The organism is Haliea atlantica, from assembly GCF_054779855.1.
The window spans coordinates 464,216-482,922 of sequence record NZ_BAAGXL010000003.1; the positions used below are offsets into that span (position 1 = coordinate 464,216).

At 67.3% G+C, this 18,707-nt stretch carries 19 protein-coding genes; 7 read left to right on the forward strand and 12 right to left on the reverse strand.

Annotation, left to right across the window (positions count from 1 at the left end):
- Position 1: 1 nt before the first annotated feature.
- A complete protein-coding gene (locus ACYVGS_RS02145; RefSeq protein WP_460587580.1) occupies positions 2–694 on the forward strand; it encodes a sodium:solute symporter family transporter in 693 nt (230 codons plus the stop codon).
- A complete protein-coding gene (locus tag ACYVGS_RS02150; protein WP_460586984.1) occupies positions 619–1,032 on the forward strand; it encodes a sodium:solute symporter family transporter in 414 nt (137 codons plus the stop codon). Before ACYVGS_RS02145 ends, ACYVGS_RS02150 begins: the two co-directional genes overlap by 76 nt.
- On the opposite strand, the gene ACYVGS_RS02155 is transcribed toward ACYVGS_RS02150, so the two are convergent.
- The 4 genes from ACYVGS_RS02155 to ACYVGS_RS02170 form a co-directional block, all read right to left on the reverse strand.
- Positions 999–2,348, reverse strand: a complete 1,350-nt coding sequence (locus ACYVGS_RS02155; protein WP_460586985.1) for a PLP-dependent aminotransferase family protein — start codon at positions 2,346–2,348, stop codon at positions 999–1,001. The two genes, ACYVGS_RS02150 and ACYVGS_RS02155, sit on opposite strands and share 34 nt — an antisense overlap.
- Before the next feature lie 64 nt (positions 2,349–2,412).
- Positions 2,413–2,598 carry a hypothetical protein gene (locus ACYVGS_RS02160; protein ID WP_460586986.1) on the reverse strand — a complete coding sequence of 62 codons (186 nt, stop codon included), beginning with the start codon at positions 2,596–2,598 and terminating at the stop codon, positions 2,413–2,415.
- A 9-nt stretch (positions 2,599–2,607) separates the two neighbouring features.
- Positions 2,608–4,098, reverse strand: coding sequence for an FGGY family carbohydrate kinase (gene glpK, locus ACYVGS_RS02165; protein ID WP_460586987.1), 1,491 nt, complete (start codon positions 4,096–4,098; stop codon positions 2,608–2,610).
- Positions 4,099–4,100: 2 nt separating this feature from the next.
- Positions 4,101–5,531, reverse strand: a complete 1,431-nt coding sequence (locus ACYVGS_RS02170; protein ID WP_460586988.1) for an aldehyde dehydrogenase family protein — start codon at positions 5,529–5,531, stop codon at positions 4,101–4,103.
- Positions 5,532–5,653: 122 nt separating this feature from the next.
- Here ACYVGS_RS02170 and ACYVGS_RS02175 point away from each other — a divergent pair, with 122 nt between their 5' ends.
- Positions 5,654–6,790, forward strand: a complete 1,137-nt coding sequence (locus ACYVGS_RS02175; protein WP_460586989.1) for an acyl-CoA dehydrogenase family protein — start codon at positions 5,654–5,656, stop codon at positions 6,788–6,790.
- An 81-nt stretch (positions 6,791–6,871) separates the two neighbouring features.
- Here ACYVGS_RS02175 and ACYVGS_RS02180 read toward each other — a convergent pair whose 3' ends face one another.
- Positions 6,872–7,834, reverse strand: coding sequence for an AEC family transporter (locus ACYVGS_RS02180; RefSeq protein ID WP_460586990.1), 963 nt, complete (start codon positions 7,832–7,834; stop codon positions 6,872–6,874).
- A gap of 33 nt (positions 7,835–7,867) precedes the next feature.
- The gene (gene aptA / locus ACYVGS_RS02185) at positions 7,868–9,205 is read right to left on the reverse strand and encodes an aspartate aminotransferase family protein (RefSeq protein ID WP_460586991.1); all 1,338 of its coding nucleotides are present in this window, start codon (positions 9,203–9,205) and stop codon (positions 7,868–7,870) included.
- Between the two features lie 150 nt (positions 9,206–9,355).
- On the opposite strand from aptA, the gene ACYVGS_RS02190 reads away from it, so the two are divergent.
- Complete coding sequence (locus ACYVGS_RS02190) at positions 9,356–9,943, forward strand: HupE/UreJ family protein (protein ID WP_460586992.1); 588 nt, start codon at positions 9,356–9,358, stop codon at positions 9,941–9,943.
- Positions 9,940–10,530, forward strand: coding sequence for a HupE/UreJ family protein (locus tag ACYVGS_RS02195; RefSeq protein WP_460586993.1), 591 nt, complete (start codon positions 9,940–9,942; stop codon positions 10,528–10,530). Before ACYVGS_RS02190 ends, ACYVGS_RS02195 begins: the two co-directional genes overlap by 4 nt.
- 37 nt (positions 10,531–10,567) lie before the next feature.
- Here ACYVGS_RS02195 and ACYVGS_RS02200 read toward each other — a convergent pair whose 3' ends face one another.
- Positions 10,568–12,277 carry an FAD-dependent oxidoreductase gene (locus ACYVGS_RS02200; RefSeq protein ID WP_460586994.1) on the reverse strand — a complete coding sequence of 570 codons (1,710 nt, stop codon included), beginning with the start codon at positions 12,275–12,277 and terminating at the stop codon, positions 10,568–10,570.
- A 180-nt stretch (positions 12,278–12,457) separates the two neighbouring features.
- Here ACYVGS_RS02200 and ACYVGS_RS02205 point away from each other — a divergent pair, with 180 nt between their 5' ends.
- On the forward strand, positions 12,458–12,934 hold the full coding sequence (locus ACYVGS_RS02205; RefSeq protein ID WP_460586995.1) for a c-type cytochrome: 477 nt from the start codon (positions 12,458–12,460) through the stop codon (positions 12,932–12,934).
- Positions 12,935–13,033: 99 nt separating this feature from the next.
- On the opposite strand, the gene ACYVGS_RS02210 is transcribed toward ACYVGS_RS02205, so the two are convergent.
- The 5 genes from ACYVGS_RS02210 to ACYVGS_RS02230 all read right to left on the reverse strand — a co-directional run bounded on the left by ACYVGS_RS02210 (position 13,034) and on the right by ACYVGS_RS02230 (position 17,479).
- Positions 13,034–13,699 carry a cytochrome b/b6 domain-containing protein gene (locus ACYVGS_RS02210; RefSeq protein WP_460586996.1) on the reverse strand — a complete coding sequence of 222 codons (666 nt, stop codon included), beginning with the start codon at positions 13,697–13,699 and terminating at the stop codon, positions 13,034–13,036.
- The gene (locus ACYVGS_RS02215) at positions 13,696–15,054 is read right to left on the reverse strand and encodes an amidohydrolase (RefSeq protein WP_460586997.1); all 1,359 of its coding nucleotides are present in this window, start codon (positions 15,052–15,054) and stop codon (positions 13,696–13,698) included. Before ACYVGS_RS02215 ends, ACYVGS_RS02210 begins: the two co-directional genes overlap by 4 nt.
- Positions 15,055–15,116: 62 nt before the next feature.
- A complete protein-coding gene (locus tag ACYVGS_RS02220) occupies positions 15,117–15,533 on the reverse strand; it encodes a protein tyrosine phosphatase family protein (protein WP_460586998.1) in 417 nt (138 codons plus the stop codon).
- A gap of 75 nt (positions 15,534–15,608) precedes the next feature.
- Positions 15,609–16,367, reverse strand: coding sequence for a sulfite exporter TauE/SafE family protein (locus ACYVGS_RS02225; RefSeq protein ID WP_460586999.1), 759 nt, complete (start codon positions 16,365–16,367; stop codon positions 15,609–15,611).
- Between the two features lie 8 nt (positions 16,368–16,375).
- Entirely contained in the window at positions 16,376–17,479 is a 1,104-nt protein-coding gene (locus ACYVGS_RS02230) for a phosphoribosylaminoimidazolesuccinocarboxamide synthase (protein WP_460587000.1), read from the reverse strand.
- Between the two features lie 136 nt (positions 17,480–17,615).
- Between ACYVGS_RS02230 and ACYVGS_RS02235 the strand changes: the two genes are divergently transcribed.
- Entirely contained in the window at positions 17,616–18,647 is a 1,032-nt protein-coding gene (locus tag ACYVGS_RS02235) for a phospholipase A (RefSeq protein ID WP_460587001.1), read from the forward strand.
- The last annotated feature ends 60 nt before the right edge of the window (positions 18,648–18,707 follow it).

The following is an 18,707-nucleotide window of genomic DNA, read 5'->3' on the forward strand; positions in this document are numbered from 1 at the left end:
TCTGGCTTCCACTGACGCCTCCGGCAAGACCCGCGAGGATTACTTTCTCGGCGGCCGGCAACTGGGGCCCGTGGTCGCCGCCATCAGTTACTCCGCCAGTGCCACCTCCGCCTGGACCCTGCTCGGGGTCAGCGGCATCGCCTATGTGGCGGGCTTTTCGACCCTGTGGCTGGTGGCTGGCGTGGTGCTCGGCTGTGTCGTGGCCTGGTGGTGGGTGGCCCCGCGCATGATGGCCTACAGCCGCCAGCACAATATCGTCACCCTCACCGAGTTTCTCGCCCACCGCAGCAGCGGCGCCGCCCGCCAGCGCATCGTGCTGTTTGCCACGCTGATCGTGCTGGTCTCCTTCGTGTTCTACATCTCCTCGCAGTTCCAGGGTGCCGGCAACAGCTTCAGCAGCACCTTCGGCCTGGACAGCGACAGCAGCATCCTGATCGGCGGCGGCATCATCATGCTCTACACACTGCTCGGTGGCTTCTGGGCGGTCAGCCTCACCGACACCCTGCAGGGCCTGATGATGGCCCTGGCGGCCCTGCTGCTGCCGCTGGCGGCCTGGCTCGCGGTGGGCGGCAGGCGCGCTGGATCGCCACGAGCTGGTATGCACTGGTGTTTTCCGGCATGTGCTTCGTCGGGCTCGCCGGGCGGATTCTGCTGCCGGAGACAGCAGTGGCCGAGAATATCTTCTTCGAGTTGATCGCCCTGCTGTTCTCGCCCCTGGTCAGCGGCATCCTGCTGGCCGCCGTGCTCTCCGCCATCATGTCCACGGCAGACAGCATGTTGCTGGTGGCCGCGTCCAGCCTGTCTATTGACCTGGGCCTGAGCCGGCATTTCCCCAGCAAGCAGCTGCTGGCCTCCATGGCGACCGGCTTCACCCTCGCGGTGGGGCTCTACCTGGCCCCGGACGCACCGGGGCAGATCTTCGAGCGCCTGCTGCCCTTTAGCGCTGCTTTGGCGGTGCTGTGGCTGAGCCGGGTACGCGGCGCGCAGCCCGGGCCTTCTCAGGCAACCAGCAGGCCTTCTGCACTGACGTAGGCCAGGGTGTCGTCCAGGGCGCGCCCGAGGCTGTCCACCAGTTCGTCCACCTGCTCCCGGGTAATCACCAGCGGCGGGCACAGGGCGATGCTGTTGCCGCCCATGGCACGCACGATCAGCCCGTGCTCCTGGGCGCGCCGGGCACAGTGGCCGCCCACCGCGTTGTCGCCAAAGGGCTGCCCCGAGGCCTTGTCCGCCACCAGCTCCAGCGCGGCGATCATACCCATGCCGCGCACCTGGCCGACCAGCGGGTGATCGGCAAACTCCCGCAGACGGGCCTGGAAGTACTCCCCCAGCTCAGCGGCGCGCTCGAACAAGCGGTCGCGGCGATAGATCTCCAGCACCTTGCTGGCCACGGCACAGGCCACCGGATGGCCGCCGTAGGTATAGCCGTGCCCGAAGATACCCACCTCGGCACTGGGCTGGATCATCGCCTCGTGCATGTAGCCGGGCACCACCGCGGCACTCACCGGCAGGTAGGCCGAGGAGAGGGCCTTGGCCAGGCTCATCATCTGCGGGCGCATGTTCAGGCTGGTGGCGCCGAAATCCGCACCGGTGCGTCCGAAGCCGCAGATCACCTCGTCGTCCCAGAAGAGGATGTCGTACTTGTCCAGCACCGCCTGGATGGCCGCGTAATAGCCCGCCGGTGGCACGATGACGCCGCCGGCACCGCTGATCGGTTCGGCGAGGAAGGCGGCGATAGTATCCGGCCCCTCGGCGAGGATCAGCGCCTCCAGCTCCTGTGCCCGGCGACTGACGAACTCCGCCTCGCTCTCCCCCGGCTGGGCGTCGCGGTAATAGTGGGCCGAGCCGGTGCGCAACACCCCCAGCGCCTCGAAGGGCAGACTGAAGTGGGCGTGGTTGGGTGGCAGGCCGGTGAGTGACGCCGCGGCGACGGTGACGCCGTGGTAGGCCCGTTCCCGGGCGATGATCTTGTGTTTCTCCGGTTTGCCGATGACATTGAAGTAGTAGCGCAGCAGCTTGACCTGGGTATCGTTGGCGTCCGAGCCGGAGTTGCCGAGGAACACGCTGGCGTTGTCGATCGGCACCATCTCCGCCAGCTCGTCCGCCAGCTGCATCGCGGCGGGGTGGGTCTTGCCGCCAAACAGGTGGGAGTAGGCCAGGGTGCGCATCTGCCGCTCGGCAGTCTCGATCACCTCCTCGTTGCCGTAACCCAGCGCCGTGCACCAGAGGCCGCTCATGCCCTCGAGGTAGCGCTTGCCGCGGTTGTCGTAGACGTACACGCCCTCCCCCCGTTCAATGACCAGCTGCTCGACGGCGGCGAGGTTGGTGGTGGGGTAGATCATGTGGGTCATGGGAATACCTCCTGCTTGATCGGATACGGCCCCGCCGCGGGCGGCGACCGCAGGCCCTGCGGCATCAGTGGGCGCTAACACGCTCCTTGCCGCAACGCTGGCAACGGTAGCAGGTTACCAGCCGGCCCTGCTTGACGTCGAACTGGCGGGCCTTGTCCACCACCCACTTGTGGTGGTTGTGCCGGCACAGCACCTTGCCCTGGTGTTTTTCCTTCAGGGAGGGTTTGCGAAACTTGAGGATCTCAGCCATGTCCGTCACTCACGCGAGAGTGCGCTCCAGTGCCGCCTGCCAGGACACCAGTCGCTGGCGCCGCTGGGCGGGGCGCATCTTCACCCGGAACTCGGCCTCCACCTGCCAGATGTTGCGAATCGCCGCCGTGTCCGGCCACAGCCCGACGCCCAGGCCGGCCAGGTAACTGGCACCGGCCACGGTGGTCTCGACCACCCGGGGCCGGATCAGCTTGCGCCCCAGCACGTCCGCCTGGGTCTGCATCAGCAGGTCGTTGGCGGCGGCGCCGCCGTCCACCCGCAGGGGCCGCATGCGCTTGCCCAGGTCGCGCTCCATCGCCCGCAGAATGTCGGCATTCTGCAGCGCCATCGCGTCCAGGGTGGCGCGGGCAATATGCCCGCGCTGGCTGCCGCGGGTCAGGCCGCACAGCAGGCCGCGGGCCTCCGGGGCCCAGTGGGGCGCCCCCAGCCCGGTCAGGGCCGGCACGAACTCCACTCCGCCGTGGTCGGGCACCGAGCGCGCCAGGGCCTCCACCTCCGACGAGGTGCGGATGATGCCCAGGCCGTCTCGCAGCCACTGCACCGCGGCCCCGCACACGAAGGCCCCGCCCTCCAGGGCATAGACCGGCTTGCCGCCCTGCCCCAGTTGCCAGGCCACGGTGGTCAGCAGGCCGGAGCGCGACTGCAGCACCTCGCTGCCGGTGTTCATCAGGATGAAGGAGCCGGTGCCGAAGGTGCACTTGGCGTCGCCCGGAGCAAAACAGGCCTGGCCGAACAGGGCGGCCTGCTGGTCCCCGGCCACGCCGCAGACGGGAATGCCATCCGGCAGGCCGGGCACCCCCCGGGTACGCGCCAGCTCCCCACTGGAGGGCACAATGGCGGGCAGTATGGCTTCCGGCAACTCGAACAGGTCGAGCAGCTCGCGATCCCAGGAACAGCGCTTGAGGTTCATCAGGGAGGTGCGCGAGGCATTGGAGACATCGGTGACGTGTGCATCACCGCCGCTCAGGCGCCAGAGCAGAAAGCTGTCCACGGTCCCCGCGGCCACCCGCCCCGCGCCCAGCAGGCGCCGGATTCCCCGGCTGTTCTGCAGCAGCCAGCGAAACTTGCTGGCGGAAAAATAGGGGTCCAGCAGCAGGCCGGTCTTGCGCCAGACCCGTTTCTCGTGGCCCGCCGCCTTGAGGGTTTCGCAGTACTCGGTGGTGCGCCGGCACTGCCAGACAATCGCCCGGTTCAGGGCCTCGCCGGTCTTGCGGTCCCACAGCAGGCTGGTCTCGCGCTGGTTGGTGAGGCCGATGGCGACAATGTCCCGGGCGCGGCACTCGCCCTTGCGCAGGACCGCGCGGATGCCGGCCAGCACCGACCCCCAGATATCCTCGGCATCGTGCTCGACCCAGCCCGGCCGCGGGTAGTGCTGGGGAAACTCCCGATTGACGCTGGCCAGAACCTGGCCATCGGACCCGACCAGGGCCACGGTACTGCCCGTGGTGCCCTGGTCGATGGCGAGTATCACCTCGCGCATGCTCAGGTGCCGTAGCCTTCCACGGCCTTGATCTCGAGGAAGTCGGCAAAGCCGTGGGCGCCCCACTCGCGGCCGTTGCCCGACTGCTTGTAGCCGCCAAAGGGCACGTCGTAGCCGCCGCTGGCGCCGTTGATGTGCACATTGCCCGCCCGGATGCGCGCGGCCACGCGGCGGGCGTGGTCAATATTTTCGCTCTGCACATAGCCCGCCAGCCCATAGGGCGTATCGTTGGCAATGCGGATCGCCTCGTCCTCGCTGTCGTAGGGAATCATCACCAGCACCGGGCCGAAGATCTCTTCCCGGGCGATGGTCATGTTGTTGTTGACCTCCGAAAACACGGTGGGACGCACGTAGTAACCCTGGTCGATGCCCTCCGGGCGCCCCGGGCCGCCCACCACCAGCTTGGCACCTTCGGCCACGCCCTGCTCGATCAGGCCCTGGATCTTGCTGAACTGGACCTCGGAGACCACCGGCCCCATGGTGGTGGCTTCGTCCTCGGGGCTGCCCAGCTTGACCATGCTCTCGGTCACCTGCTTGGCAATCGCCTCGGCCTCCGCCAGCCGCGCCCGGGGCACCAGCATGCGCGAGGGCGCATTGCAGGACTGCCCGGTGTTGTTGTACATGTGCAGCACGCCGCGGGTCACCGCGGTCTCGAGGTCGGCATCGTCGAGGATGATGTTGGGCGACTTGCCCCCCAGTTCCTGGGCCACCCGCTTGACCGTCGGCGCGGCGTTCTGGGCCACCTGGGCGCCGGCGCGGGTGGAGCCGGTGAAGGACATCATGTCCACCCCCGGGTGCTTCGACAGTGCCGCGCCCACCGTCGGGCCGTCGCCGTTGACCAGGTTGAAGACCCCGGCGGGCACCCCGGCCTCGTGCATGACCTGGGCAAAGATGTAGGCGGACAGGGGCGCCACTTCGCTGGGCTTGAGAATCATGGTGCAACCCACCGCCAGCGCCGGCGCGACCTTGCAGCCGACCTGGTTCATCGGCCAGTTCCAGGGGGTGATCAGGCCGCACACGCCGATCGGTTCCTTGAACACGCGGTGCTCGCCGAGCACTTCCTCGAAGGGATATTCACGCAGCACACGGGCCGCCTCCTGCAGGTGGCCCAGGCCGGCGTGGGCCTGCGCCTTCACCGCCAGGGAACGCGGCGCGCCCATTTCCTCGCGGATGGCATCGGCAATGTCGTTGTAGTACTTCTCGTAGGTGGCGACACAGGACTCCAGCAACTCGACACGCTCCTGGCGCGAGGTCTGGCTGTAGCTCTCGAAAGCCCGGCGGGCGGCTGCCACCGCGCGATCCACATCCGCCTCGCCACCCAGGGAAATGTGGGCGCAGACCGCTTCGGTCGCCGGGTTGATCACGTCGCAGGTTTTCGCCTCGACCGGGTCCACCCATTGCCCGTCGATGTAAAACTGCAGGTACTCGCGCATGCCGGATTCTCCTGATTGTGATGCTGGCAAATGTCGTCGGGCACCTAGTGTAGCACCCGGTGTGTGGCGGGCTACCACCCCTTGGGGTTATCATTCGGCGTTCCTGAAGGGAGAATTAACTTATGGATAATGAAGAGATGACCCTGTTCCGGGACATGGCCCGCCGCGCCTTCGACAAGGAGATCGCGCCCCACTACGCCGAGTGGGAAGCGCAGCAGATGGTGCCGCGCAGCCTGTGGAACACCCTCGGCACCGCGGGGCTGCTCTGCCCCGACGTCGATGAAACCTACGGCGGTGCCGGCACCTCGCCGCGGATCACCCTGGCGCTGATCGAGGAGCTCTCGCACATGGGCTTCGGCGGCCTCGCCTCCGGCTACGGCATCCACTCGAATATTGTCGCCCCCTACCTGATCCACCACGGCACAGATGCCCAGAAGGAGCGCTGGCTGCCGAAGATGGTCAGCGGCGAGGCCGTCGGCGCCCTGGCCATGACCGAGCCCGGTGCCGGCTCCGACGTGCAAGGGATCCGAACCCACGCGGTGCGCGACGGCGACGAGTGGGTGCTCAACGGCTCCAAGATCTTCATCACCAACGGCATGCACGCCGACCTGGTGATCGTGGCCGCGATCACCGACCCCGGCAAGGGCGCCAAGGGCACCTCCCTGTTCCTGGTGGACGCCTCCCTGCCCGGCTTCGAGCGCGGCAAGAAGATCGAGAAAATCGGCCAGCACGCCTCGGATTCCGCCCTGCTGTTCTTCCAGGACATGCGTCTGCCGGCCGATGCCCTCCTCGGGGAGGTCAACCAGGGTTTCGTGATCATGATGCAGGAGCTGCCCCGGGAGCGCCTCGGCATCGCCGCCCAGGCGGTCGCCTCCGCGGAGGGCGCGCTGCAGCTGACGGTGGACTATGTGCTGGAGCGCCAGGCCTTTGGCCAGAGCGTGGCCAAGTTCCAGAACACGCGTTTCAAGCTGGCGGATGTGAAGACCCAGATCGCCCTCAACCGGGCGCTCTTCGAGGAGTGTGCCGCGGAGTATGCCCGCGGTGAGCTGACGGCCGACAAGGCCGCCCTGCTCAAGCTGGCTTCCTGCGAAATGCAGTGCGACACCATCGACGACTGCCTGCAGTTGTTCGGCGGCTACGGCTACACCGTCGAATACCCCATCTCGCGCTTCTACACCGACGCCCGGGTACAGCGCATCTACGGGGGCTCCTCGGAAATCATGCGCGAGCTGGTGGCACGGACCCTGCTCGGTCGCTGACACCCGGGGCGGCACGAGCTGGCCCTGCTCGCGGCGAGCGGGGCCCGAGGCCGCCCGGCCTCTGTCCCAGGTCGGCGCCGCTCAGGCCGGAACCAGGCCCAGCAGGGCCAGCAGGGCAAAGCCCGCGGTAATGCTCAGGGCCGACAGCAGCGTGGTCAACACGATGATGTTGGCCGCCAGCGTGCCATTGCCGCGCAGGGCCACCACCATGACGAAGCTGGCGGCGGCCACCGGCGAGGCGAGCAGCAGAAACAGTACCCCGAGCGCCTCCCCGCGCACCCCCAGCAAGAGCGCAATGACCACCCCGAGTGCGGGCCCGATCAGGAGCCGCCAGAGGGTTGCTTCCCAAGTGAGCCGCCCGGCGTGACGCAGGGCCGACAGACGCAGGGAGCCGCCGATGGCCACCAGCATCAGGGGCAGGAAGCCGCGGGATAACAGACCTTCGACCGTCGCCGCCAGCGGCGGCAGTGACACTCCCGAGAGGGAAACCGCCAGGCCGACAAGGATGCCCAGCAGCAAAGGGTTGCGCAGCAGGCCGCGCAGCACACCGCGCAGGGAGGGATCGCCCCCCAGGGTGTGCTGCAACAGCCAGACTGCCAGCACATTGTAGAGCGCAGTGAGCAGCGCCACCGGTAGCGCCGCCAGACGCAAACCGCTCTCGCCGAAGGCGGCGTGACACAGGGCGATGCCCACAATCGCCAGGTTGGAGCGGAAAGCCGCCTGGGCAAACACCCCCAGATCGGGCGGTGACAGCCCACGCCAGCGGCCCCAGCACCAGGCACCGCCGAGGGTCACCAGGGTCGCCAGTACGCCCGCCAGCAGATAGGTTGCGCCCCCCAGTGCCCCCAGGTTGACCCCCGCCGCGCCGAGCGCCAGCAGCAGGGGCAGCGCGGTGCGAAAGGCCAGCCGGGAAAAGCCATCGATCAAGCCCGGGGACAGCCAGCCCAGGCGCGCAAGCAGGGCCCCGAGCACCACCCAGCCAAAGGTGGGCAGGGTAACCGAGAGCGCAGAGAGGATCAGGGCGAACAGCGAGGCGAGGGACAAGGTACCGGCTTCAGGACAATGTACAGCCGTCGATTATGCCAGTTCCACCAGGGTCTCGCCGAGGGCATTGAGCAGGCTGTCGATCTGTGCCTTTTCGATCACGAAGGGCAGTCCCAGCTGCAGGGTGTCACCGCCATAGCGAAGGTAGAAACCCTTCTCCCACAGTCGCATGGCGAGCTCGAAGGGGCGCCGGGCGGGCTCCCCCGGCCAGTGCTCCAGCTGCAGGGCGCCGGCAAAGCCGAAATTGCGGATATCGGACACGTGCGGGGCGCCGCGCAGGCTGTGCAGGCCAGCCTCGAAATACGGCGCCAGCTCCGCCACGCGTTCGGGCAGGGCCTCCTGCTCGAGGATGTCCAAAGCCGCCAGCCCCGCGGCGCAAGCCACCGGGTGGGCGGAATAGGTGTAGCCGTGGGGAAACTCCAGCATGTAGTCGGGGCCACCGGCTGCCATGAAGGTCTGGTAGATCTCGCTGCGCGCCACCACCGCCCCCATGGGCACGGCGCCGTTGGTCAACTGCTTGGCCAGGGTCATGATGTCGGGCACCACGCCGAAGGCATCCGCCCCGGTGAGGGCGCCGCAACGGCCGAGGCCGGTGATTACCTCGTCGAAGATCAGGAGGATGTCGTTGGCCGTGCAGATATCCCGCAGGCGCTGCAGGTAGCCTGCTGGGGGCGGTATCACCCCCGTCGATCCGGCCATGGGTTCGACAATCACCGCGGCGATATTGCTGGCATCGTGCAGCGCGATCAGCTCCAGCAGCTCCTCCGCCAGGTGCCAGCCCTGGGCGGGCTGACCGCGGGAGAAGGCATTCTCGGGCAGCAGGGTGTGGGACAGGTGGTCGGCCTCCACCGCCTGACCGAAAAGCTTGCGGTTGGCGCCGATGCCGCCCACGGAGATACCGCCGAAGTTGACCCCGTGATAGCCGCGGGCGCGCCCGATCAGACGGGTCTTGGCCGGCTGCCCTTTCTGCCGCCAGTAGGCGCGGGCCATCTTCAGGGCGGTATCGGCACTTTCGGAGCCGGAGTTGGTAAAGAACACATAGTCCAGCCCCGCCGGCGTCAGGGACACGATGCGGTTGGCCAGATCGAAGGCGCCGGGGTGACCGAACTGGAAGGCGGGGGCGTAATCGAGGGTGCGCAGCTGGCGGCTGACAGCCTCGGCAATTTCCGGCCGGTTGTGGCCGGCGCCGCAGCACCAGAGCCCCGAGAGGCCGTCGAGAATTTCGCGGCCATTGTCGTCGATCAGGTGCACGCCCTCGGCGGCGACGATCATGCGCGGATCGCGCTTGAACTGGCGGTTGCCGGTGTAGGGCATCCAGTAGGCTTCAAGTTGCTCGCGGGTCAACTTGCGGCTGGCGGGCATCCGCGACATGGGAAAACTCCGGTTGCTGGCGGCACCTGATCACAGGGCCCGGGTAAAATTGCGAGAATGTCTGTCTATCTACACCCATCCGCAGTGGAATACAACAGAGGCTCGGGTATGCTGCCGGCTGCTCACTGCAAACCTTTGGAGACACCCGACATGCACCGACTGCTCGCCCCCCTGGCCCTGCTGCAACTGGCGGTATTCGCCACGCCTGTGCTGGCCCATTCCTCTGTGGATATCGGCGGCGGCTTTGCCGCCGGCCTGATGCACCCGGTACTGGGCTGGGATCACGTCGCCGCCATGGTCGCGGTGGGCCTGTGGGGCGCCTTCCTGGGCAACCCGGCGCTGTGGTTGCTGCCGGTGATCTTCCCCCTGGTCATGGCCGTGGGTGGTGTCCTCGGCCTCGCCGGGGTAGCGCTGCCCGCGGTGGAAATCGGCATCGCCGTCTCTGCCCTGGTGCTCGGCATACTGATCCTCCTGGCCGTGCGACTGCCGCTGTGGCTGGCGGGCACGATCGTCGGCGCCTTCGCGATCTTCCACGGCCACGCCCACGGCACCGAACTGCCCCACGCCGCCAGCCCCCTCGCCTACAGCCTCGGCTTTGTCATCAGCACCGGCCTGCTGCACCTGGCAGGGATCGCCTTTGGCTTGCTCACCGCCAGCCACCTCGGCCGCCAGCTGGTGCGCGGCCTGGGCGGGGTGATCGCCGCCGCCGGCACGCTGTTTCTGATTCAGGCACTGTGAATCCGGGTCGCCTGTGGCTGCCGTGCCTGGCAGCTGCGCCCCTGCCCGCCATGGCCCACGGCCCGGTGGCGGGTATCGGCGCCTTTTACAGCGGCCTCCTGCACCCGCTGATGGTGCCCGCCCATCTGCTGGCCCTGGTCATGCTGGGCTTGTTGGTGGGTCAGGCCGGCATGACAGCCATGCGGCGCGGCTACGCGGGCTTTCTGCCCGGGCTCGTACTGGGCCTGGGACTGGCGGTATTCGACGGGTACTGGCCGCTGGAACACCCCCTGCTCCTGCTCAGCGCTAGCGCCGGGCTGGTGGTGGCATTGCAGTGGCGCCTGCCAGCCGCAGCCCTGTACACCCTGGCGGGCGCGGCGGCGGGCCTGATGATCGGCATCGACTCGGGCCCCGATGGCGGTACCCGTGGGCAGCGACTGGGTGCGCTGCTGGGCACCGGCCTCGGGGCCTTCGCCTGTCTGTTGCTGGTGGGGGATTTGGCTGAGCGCACCCGTCGCCACTGGCAGCGCGTGCTGTTGCGGGTTCTGGGTTCCTGGGGCGCCGCGGCGGCGCTGCTGGTGCTGGCCCTGGCCGAATTACGCCCGTGAATGGCGTCTTCGACCAGGGCCGAAGCCCGGGGCTTGCTCAGTCCCGGTAGCCGGTAATGGCTTTCGCGGCCTGGTAGGCGAAGGTCATGGCCGGGCCCAGGGTTGAGCCGGGGCCCGGGTAACAGGGCAGGGTCGGTGCACTGCAGTTGCCGATGGCATACAGGCCGGGAATCACCTCGCCATCCTCGCGCAGCACCTGGGCATTTTCGTTGCAGACCATGCCGCCCTGGGTGCCGAAATCGCCCGGGTCCACTTTCATCGCGTAATAGGGAGCCTTGTCGATCGGCGCCAGGCAGGGGTTGGGCGTGATGCGCGGATCGCCGTAGTAGCGATCGTAGGCGGAATCCCCGCGGTGGCAGTCCGGGTCGATACCGGTGCGCGCGTATTCGTTCATCTTGGATACGGTGTCCGCGAGACCCTCGGGGTCGACGCCGATCTTGCGCGCCAGTTCGGGAATGGTGTCCGCCTTGGCGAAGAAACCCTCCTCCTCGAAACGCTTGGGCAGGGCCCAGTCCGGGCGGAACTTGCTGTTGTACAAGGGCCCCACGAAGTAGCGCGCGCGGAAATTGGCATCGAAAACCTGCCAGGTCGGGTGGCAGGGATACTCCTCGCTGTGCTTGCGGAAGGTTTCCTGCTGGAAGGCCATGTAGTTCTGGGACTCGTTGCTGAAGCGCTCACCGGCCGGGTTGACCACGATCGAACCGGGATAGGATTTCTCCATGATGGACAGGCGCGGAATCGTCTCGCCGGGCACGGAGATGGTATTGCACCACCAGGCCTCGTCGAGGCGATGCATCTTCGCCCCCAGGCGCTGCCCTTCCAGGATCGCATCGCCGGTATTGTCCTGCGTACCGGCACTCCAGCGGTGATCCGTGGGCTTGGGCAGGTACTGCTCGCGCATCTGCTGGTTGTGCTCAAAACCGCCGGCGGCCAGCACGACGCCCTTGCGCGCCTGGATGCGCAGGGTCTCGCCGCGCCGGCGCACTTCGATACCCAACACCTTGCCGTTGTCGTCGATGATGCGGGTCATCGGGGTTTCCAGCCACAGCGGGATGTCCCGGTCGAGCATCGAGGCACGCAGCCGAGCCACGCCGGCGCAGCCGGTCGCCAGGCGGCGGTGGTACTTGTCCTTGAGGCGCCAGGGAATGTCCAGCATGTAGGCCGCGACCAGCTTCGCCGCAGTCTTCCACCAGCCTGGCTGCTGCCCCACCAGCAGGGCCGCTTCCACCTGGGTAAAACCGATCAGGCCACCCAGGTGCATCATCGGGTGGGTACGCCGCAGTCGCCGCCACTCCTCGCCCAGCTCACTGGCCTGGAAGGTCTCCGGCTCCATGGAGCGGTGACCGACCATGGCGCCGTCCAGATTGGTGTAGTAGTCGGGATAGTGTTCCAGTGTGACGTAGCGCACCCGGGTGCGCTCGTGGAGAAAGTCGACCATCTTCGGGCCGTTTTCCAGGAAGGCGTTGAGCTGGTACTCGGGGACTTCTTCCTCGGTGATCAGCTGGCGCAGATAGGTGCGGGCCTTCTCCACCGAGTCCTCGGCGCCCGCTGCCCGCGCATAGCGGTTGCCGGGGATCCAGACACCGCCGCCGGAAATGGAGCTGGTACCGCCGTAGAGATCGGACTTCTCCACCACCAGCACATCCCGCGTTCCCATTTCATAGCTGCACAGCGCAGCGGTCAGGCCACCGTTACCGGAGCCGACCACGACGACGTCAAAACTGTAGTCCCACTCTTGCGTGCTCATAGCGTACCTCGTAGTGCAAACCGCGCAATGTTAGCGCAGGCCGGGCACCACCGACGGCGCGAACGCCGCCTTGCCCCGGCAAAGTTCAACATGTTGGTCGTCGGGCACCGCAGAGAAGCGCTTGCGCGCCGTCGGAGCCTGTGGCTACCATGGTGCTCCACCCCATCAAGGAGAGATTGCATGCCCGCGTTAAGCAAGGCCACCCGCACCCTGGCGTGTGTCACCGCACTGACCCTGGCCCCCCTGGCCACTGCCCATATGGACGAGAAGGAGCCCCTGCAATCCTACCGCCAGTCCTACTTTGCCTTGCTGGCTGCCAATTTCGGCCCCCTCGGCGCCATGGCACAGGGCGACATGCCCTGGAACGACGAGATGGTGCAGCTGTTCGCGGCCGACCTGCAGTCCGTGTCTTCCCTCAATCTGATGCGCGGCTTCGCCGAGGGTTCCGAGCGGGGCACCACCCGTGCGAAACCGGAGATCTGGGAAAACCTGAACGATTTCGAGGCAAAGCTGCAGGACATGCGCGATGCCGTGGACGGCCTCTCGGCCGTGGCCGCCAGCGGTGATCGCGAGCAGATTGCCCAGCAGATCGGCGCCGTGGGCCAGGCCTGCAAGGCCTGCCACGACGACTACAAGTCCAAGGACTACCTCTACTGAGGCCGCCCTCTCTGGTCTGAAGGCGCTCTCTGCACCGCCGAGGGCGCAGGCTGCAAGGCCGAGGGCACTTTCCACCGGCCCGCAACAGCGGGCCGATGCTTACCACAATCGCGGCGGCTGCGGTGCCAGGGCCACGGCCGTCGCCAGGGCGCCGCCCACCAGAGCCAGCAGCACCAGGGCACGCCAGGGGGGAACCGGCGCCTGCAGGCCACTGCGGCCCTCACTGCGGCCTCGCAGCATGGCCTGGATCAAGGGCTCCCCACGCCCCCACTGGTGCCAGGCAACCGCCGCCAGATGCAGGGCTATCATGACCAGCAGGGCATCGAAGGCCCACTCGTGAAGCTCCCCCATGAAGCCCTGCAGCTCGGTGCTGGCGGCGTAGTGGAAGGGCCCGCGAAAGAGCAGGTCGTCGGTATTGAACAGGCCGCTGACGGATTGCGCCAGCAGGAGTGCCAGCAACACCAGCACCGACCAGCCCCCGAGGGGATTGTGGCCTGGAACGTCCTGGGCTGCCCCCCGCAGCCAAGCCCACACCGTCCGCGGGCCGCGCAGAAAATCGGCAAAGCGCGAATGCCGGCTGCCCAGGAAGCCCCAGAAAATCCTGAACACCACCAGCACCAGCACGGTATAGCCCAGCCACTTGTGGCGATTCATCTGGCCCTCTTCCGCCGTCCACCAGGCCAGCGGCAGACAGATCACCACGCCCCAGTGGAACAGGCGCGTGGGCCAGTCCCAGAGAACCGCTTTCCGTTCCTGTGCAGTCACGGTTCGCGGTCCGCTTCACCGGCCTGCAGCAGGTGCAGCAGGGCCACTACCGTGGCTTCTACGCCCAGGGTCACCGCTGGCTCGGGCGCCACGCGGAACTGCGGGGAGTGATGGGAAGGCACTGGCGCCCCGCCCTCCGCGGCGGCTCTGACCTCGGCCATCGGTGTACCGCCCACCGCGAAATAGGTGCTGGGAATATAGGGATCGGTGGTAAACCAGGAGAAGTCCTCCGCTCCCATGCCCTTGCGCTTGCCATCCATGAACACCCCCGAGCCGAAGTGCTCGCTCCAGACCCCGCGCAGCTCGCGGGACAAGGGTGCGTCGTTGACCGTGGGGGGCACCGTCTCCGTCTGCGAGACAATCACCTCCGGCAGGCGGTCCTCGGGCATCCCCGCAACCCGCCCCATGTTCTCCGCCACCCGGCGGATACCGTCGATCAGCAGCTCGCGTACCTCGGCATCGTCATTACGCACCGTCAACTGCAGATGCGCGCGCTCGGGGATGATGTTGTGCTTGCTGCCGGCGTGGAAACTGCCCACGGTAATCACCCCGGCATCGCGCGGGGCCTTCTCCCGGGAAATCACCGTTTGCAGGGCCAGCACGATCTGGCTGGCCAGCACCACCGGGTCGACCCCCTGGTGGGGGCTGGCACCGTGGGCACCCACGCCGTGGACGATAATATCCACGGTGTCCGACCCGGAGTACGGCGATTCCTCGGTCACTGAAAGTTGACCGGCGGGCAGCTGCGCCGCCACATGGAAGGCCAGGGCATAGTCCGGTTTGCCGAAGCGCTGCCAGAGATTGTCTTCCATCATGGCGCGCGCCCCGCTGATGGTTTCCTCGGCGGGCTGGGCAATCAGCATCAGGGTGCCCGACCACTGCTCCCGGCGGTCGGCCATCTGCCGCGCGGTACCCACCAGACTGGTGATGTGCACGTCGTGACCGCAGGCATGCATGACCGGGACTTCCTCGCCGTCGCGGTTGACCTGGGTGGCGCGCGAGGCGTAGTCGAGGCCACTGTCCTCGCGCACCGGCAGCCCGTCCATATCGGCGCGCATCATCACCACCGGACCCGCGCCATTGCGCAACAGCGCCACCAGCCCGGTGCCGCCGACTCCCTCGGTCACCTCGAAACCCGCCTCCCGCAGCTCACTGGCCAGGCGGGCAGCGGTCTGTACCTCCATACCCGACAGCTCCGGGTTGCGGTGGAGGTGTTCGAACAGCGCGGCCAGGTGGGACTGGTAGTCGCGGTCGATCGCCGCCTCCAGATCCGCGAGGGCAGCCTGGGACAGCGGGGTGCCCAGGGTCGCCAGCAGACCGAGCAGGGCGAGACTCTTGGATGGGGATAGACGCATGCGGAACTCCTTGGCCAGGGGGCCGTTGATCAAGGCGATTATCGACGGGCTGCGGCGAGTACTCAGCCGCGGCGCTGCAGGGCCAGCGCCAGCATGGAGAGGTCGTAGCCCAGCCGGCGCACCTGCTCCGCTTCATCGGCCAGCACGGCGGGGTCGCGACTGCTCAGCCACAAATTCACCGAGCGCGTCCCCGAGCGACAGAAGGCCAGGGTCGCCCCTTCCCCGGGGTCGAAGACCTCGGCCAGGCTCTCCGGGTCGGGACCGGGAAAAGTCTGCGCGGTGACCGGGTAGTGGCGGTAGGTGAGGCCCTGCGCCGCGGCTGCCTCGGCCAGGGCCTGATGGCTCGGCTGGCCGGGTACTTCGTTGTCGGGACGGTTGTTGACCAGTACCGTGAAGCCCGCCTCGGCGATGGCGGGAATATCCTCGAGGGCGACCTGGTCGGCCACGGCGAACTGCGGATTGATCCTGACCACTTTCATGCTGTCTCTCCGGATACATAAAGGTGCTGCGCAACTGGGCCGCAGCCGAAAACCTCTATCCTGCCGCGAAGCGCCTCAGGATGCCAGCAATCCCGCACCGCCGACCCAGAGCAGGCGCAGCCCCAGCACCACCAGGAACACGCTGATCACCCCGTAGTAGAGGCTGGGGGAAGAGTGCCGCACCAGGAAGTGACCCAGGCGCACTCCCACTGGCGCCAGTATCACCAGGGCCAGGGCGTAGCGCAGGTTTTCCGTACTGAACTGCCCCAGCAGGTAATAGGGCACCAGTTTCACCGCGTTGACCACCGCGAAGAAAATGCCGGCGGTGCCCGCGAACAGCAAGGGCGGCAGCCCCTTGGGCAGCAGGTACATGGTCAGCGGCGGGCCGCCGGCGTGAATGCTGAAGCTGGTGAAGCCGGCGAGGGTGCCGAAGAAGCTGGCCGGGCCGCGCCGGTGCTCGCTGCCGGCGGCGGACTTCCAGCCCAGCAATTGCTGCAGCCCGAAGACCAGGGACATCAGGCCGATCAGCACGCGCAGCAGGTTGTCGTCCATCACCCGCACGCTGAGCCAGCCCAGCGCTATGCCCAGCAGCGCCCAGGGCAGCAACAGGCGCAGGGCGCGACGGTCGAAATGCCCCCAGTAGGTTTTCACCACGAACACGTCCATCACCACCAGGATCGGCAGCAGGATCGCGGCGGCCTGGGCCGGCGACATGACCAGGGACATCAGCGGCACCGAGAGGATGGCGATGCTGCCCCCAAAACCGCCCTTGGCGATGCCGTAGAGCAGCACCGCCGGCACGCTGACCAGCCAGAACAGCGGATCGCTCAGCATGGACAGGCTCAATCCACCAGGCCGAATTCACTCCCGAGGATCCCGACAATCTCGTCGCGGGGGTCCTCCGGCAGGTGCAGGGGGCCACCGGTGATGCGCTCGGCAATACCGATGTAGGTGTCGGAGACGGCCTGCATGATCTCCAGCGGCAGCGCATTGTCCCGGGCCAGGGCGCTGCGCTCGTCCATGCGGTTCTTGTTCAGCAGGATGTCCGGGTCCGGAAAATGGCTGAGCAGGCGCTGGCGAAAATCCTCCTTGGAGTTCTCGACAATGCGGCCCTCGCGCCAGGCCGGGCCATCCCAGATGCGCGAGGAATCCGGCGTACCCACCTCGTCCATGTAGATCAGCTGCTCGCGCCCCGACGCGTCGGTGACGTAGCCGAACTCGAACTTGGTGTCGACAAAGATCTGGTCCAGCTTCGCCAGTTCCTCGCTGATCACCGCAAAGCCTTCCTTCAGCAGGGTCTCGTAACGATCGACGTCAGCCGCATCGCGGAAGCGGAAAGCCGCCGGATGCGCGCGCAAGTCCTCGCGGCTGACATTCACATCGTCCTGCTCCGGCACTCCGGGGATGCCCTTGAGCACGCCCTTGGTCGACGGCGTGATCAGCAGCTCGGGCAATTTCTGGTCCCGCTGCAGGCCATCGGGCAGTTGGATACCACAGAATTCCCGCTCGCCCTTGCTGTAGGCGCGCCACATGGAGCCGGTGATGTACTGCCGCGCAATCGCCTCGATCATCACCGGGCGCGCCTTCTGCACCACCCAGACCAGGGGATGGGGAATTTCCAGGATGTGACTGTCCGCCAGGCCGCGCTCGCGAAACAGGCGAAACCAGTGGTTGGAGATGGCATTCAGGGCGGCCCCCTTGCCGGGTATGCCCTGCAGGCCGCCCTCGCCGTGCCAGATGCACTCGAAGGCGGAGATGCGGTCGGAGATCACCATGATCGCCAGCGGCGCATCGGGGGCTGCGGCATAGCCGCGCTCGGCAATCAGCCGGCGGCTGTCCTCGGCGGTCAGCCAGTAGACCGAGCGCACCTTGCCGCTGTGCACCGGCTGGTCGGTGCGAATCGGCAGGTCGGTATTCACCGCGAGAACCTTGTTTGCGAGAGTCATTGCCAGCTCCTGTGCGGCCCGGGACGCAGGGCCTTGGTGGCCACCGGGCGGAAAAGCCGGCATGATAGCAAAGCCGGGGCCCTCCAGGCACCGGGATTCCCAGTCACCTGTACCGGCTCGCGAGGCATTCGAAACCATGCGCCCATTTGTCCCGCCCCTCGCCCTGCTCCTGCTGCCCTGCCTCGCACCTCTCCCGGCCTGGAGTGCCGAGGGCCTGGGCGAGTGCGCGGCGATCGAACAGGACCGGCTGCGCCTCGCCTGCTACGATCAGCTGGCCCGGCGCGCGGCGGACGCCGGGGAAGCAGCCGGCGCGGAGAATGGCGAGACTGTGGCCCGCGACAGCCTGACCGAGGAGGTGCTGCCGCTGAACCTGGCCACCGAGGAGCTGATGCTCGGCCAGCGGCTGGCGGCGGAGTCGGAAATCACCCAGCTGGCCTGGGTGATCACGCCCCACGAGCGCAATTACCTGCTGCCGGTCACCTGGAACAGCAACCCGAACCGCGAGGCCTGGGCGCTGCAGGAAAGCGACAGCGCAATGGACGATATCGAGGCCAAGTTCCAGGTCAGCCTGAAGACCCTGCTCTGGCACGAGGTCTTCAGCCCCGGCTCGCACCTCTGGGTGGCCTATACCCAGGAAAACTGGTGGCAGGTCTACAACACCTCCTCCCCCTTCCGGGAAACCAACTACCAGCCGGAGGTCTTCATGACCTTCGACAACGACTGGCGCATCGGCGGCTACACCAACACCCTGCTGGGTATCGGCTTCAACCACCAGTCCAACGGCCAGGGTGGCGAGCTGTCGCGCAGCTGGAACCGGGTCATTGGCAGCGCCGTGTTCGAGCGTCGGCGCATGTCCCTGCAGCTCCGCGCCTGGTACCGGGTACCCGAACGGGAAGCCGACGACGACAACCCGGACATCGACGACTACCTGGGTTATGGCGACATCACCGGTATCTGGAAATGGCGCGAACACGAGTTCGCCCTGCGCCTGCGCAACAACCTGCGCAGCGAGAGCCGCGGCGCCGTCGAGGTGGAGTGGACCTTCCCCCTGAACGAGCGTTTCAAGGGCTATATTCAGCTCTACAACGGCTACGGCGAAAGCCTGATCGACTACGATCGCAGCGTCACCCGCATCGGCTTCGGCATCTCCATGACCGACCTGATGTAAGCCGCCGCACGGGAGCTCCAGGGGTCTGACATGGCAACCACCGGGCGGGCAATTCCGCGC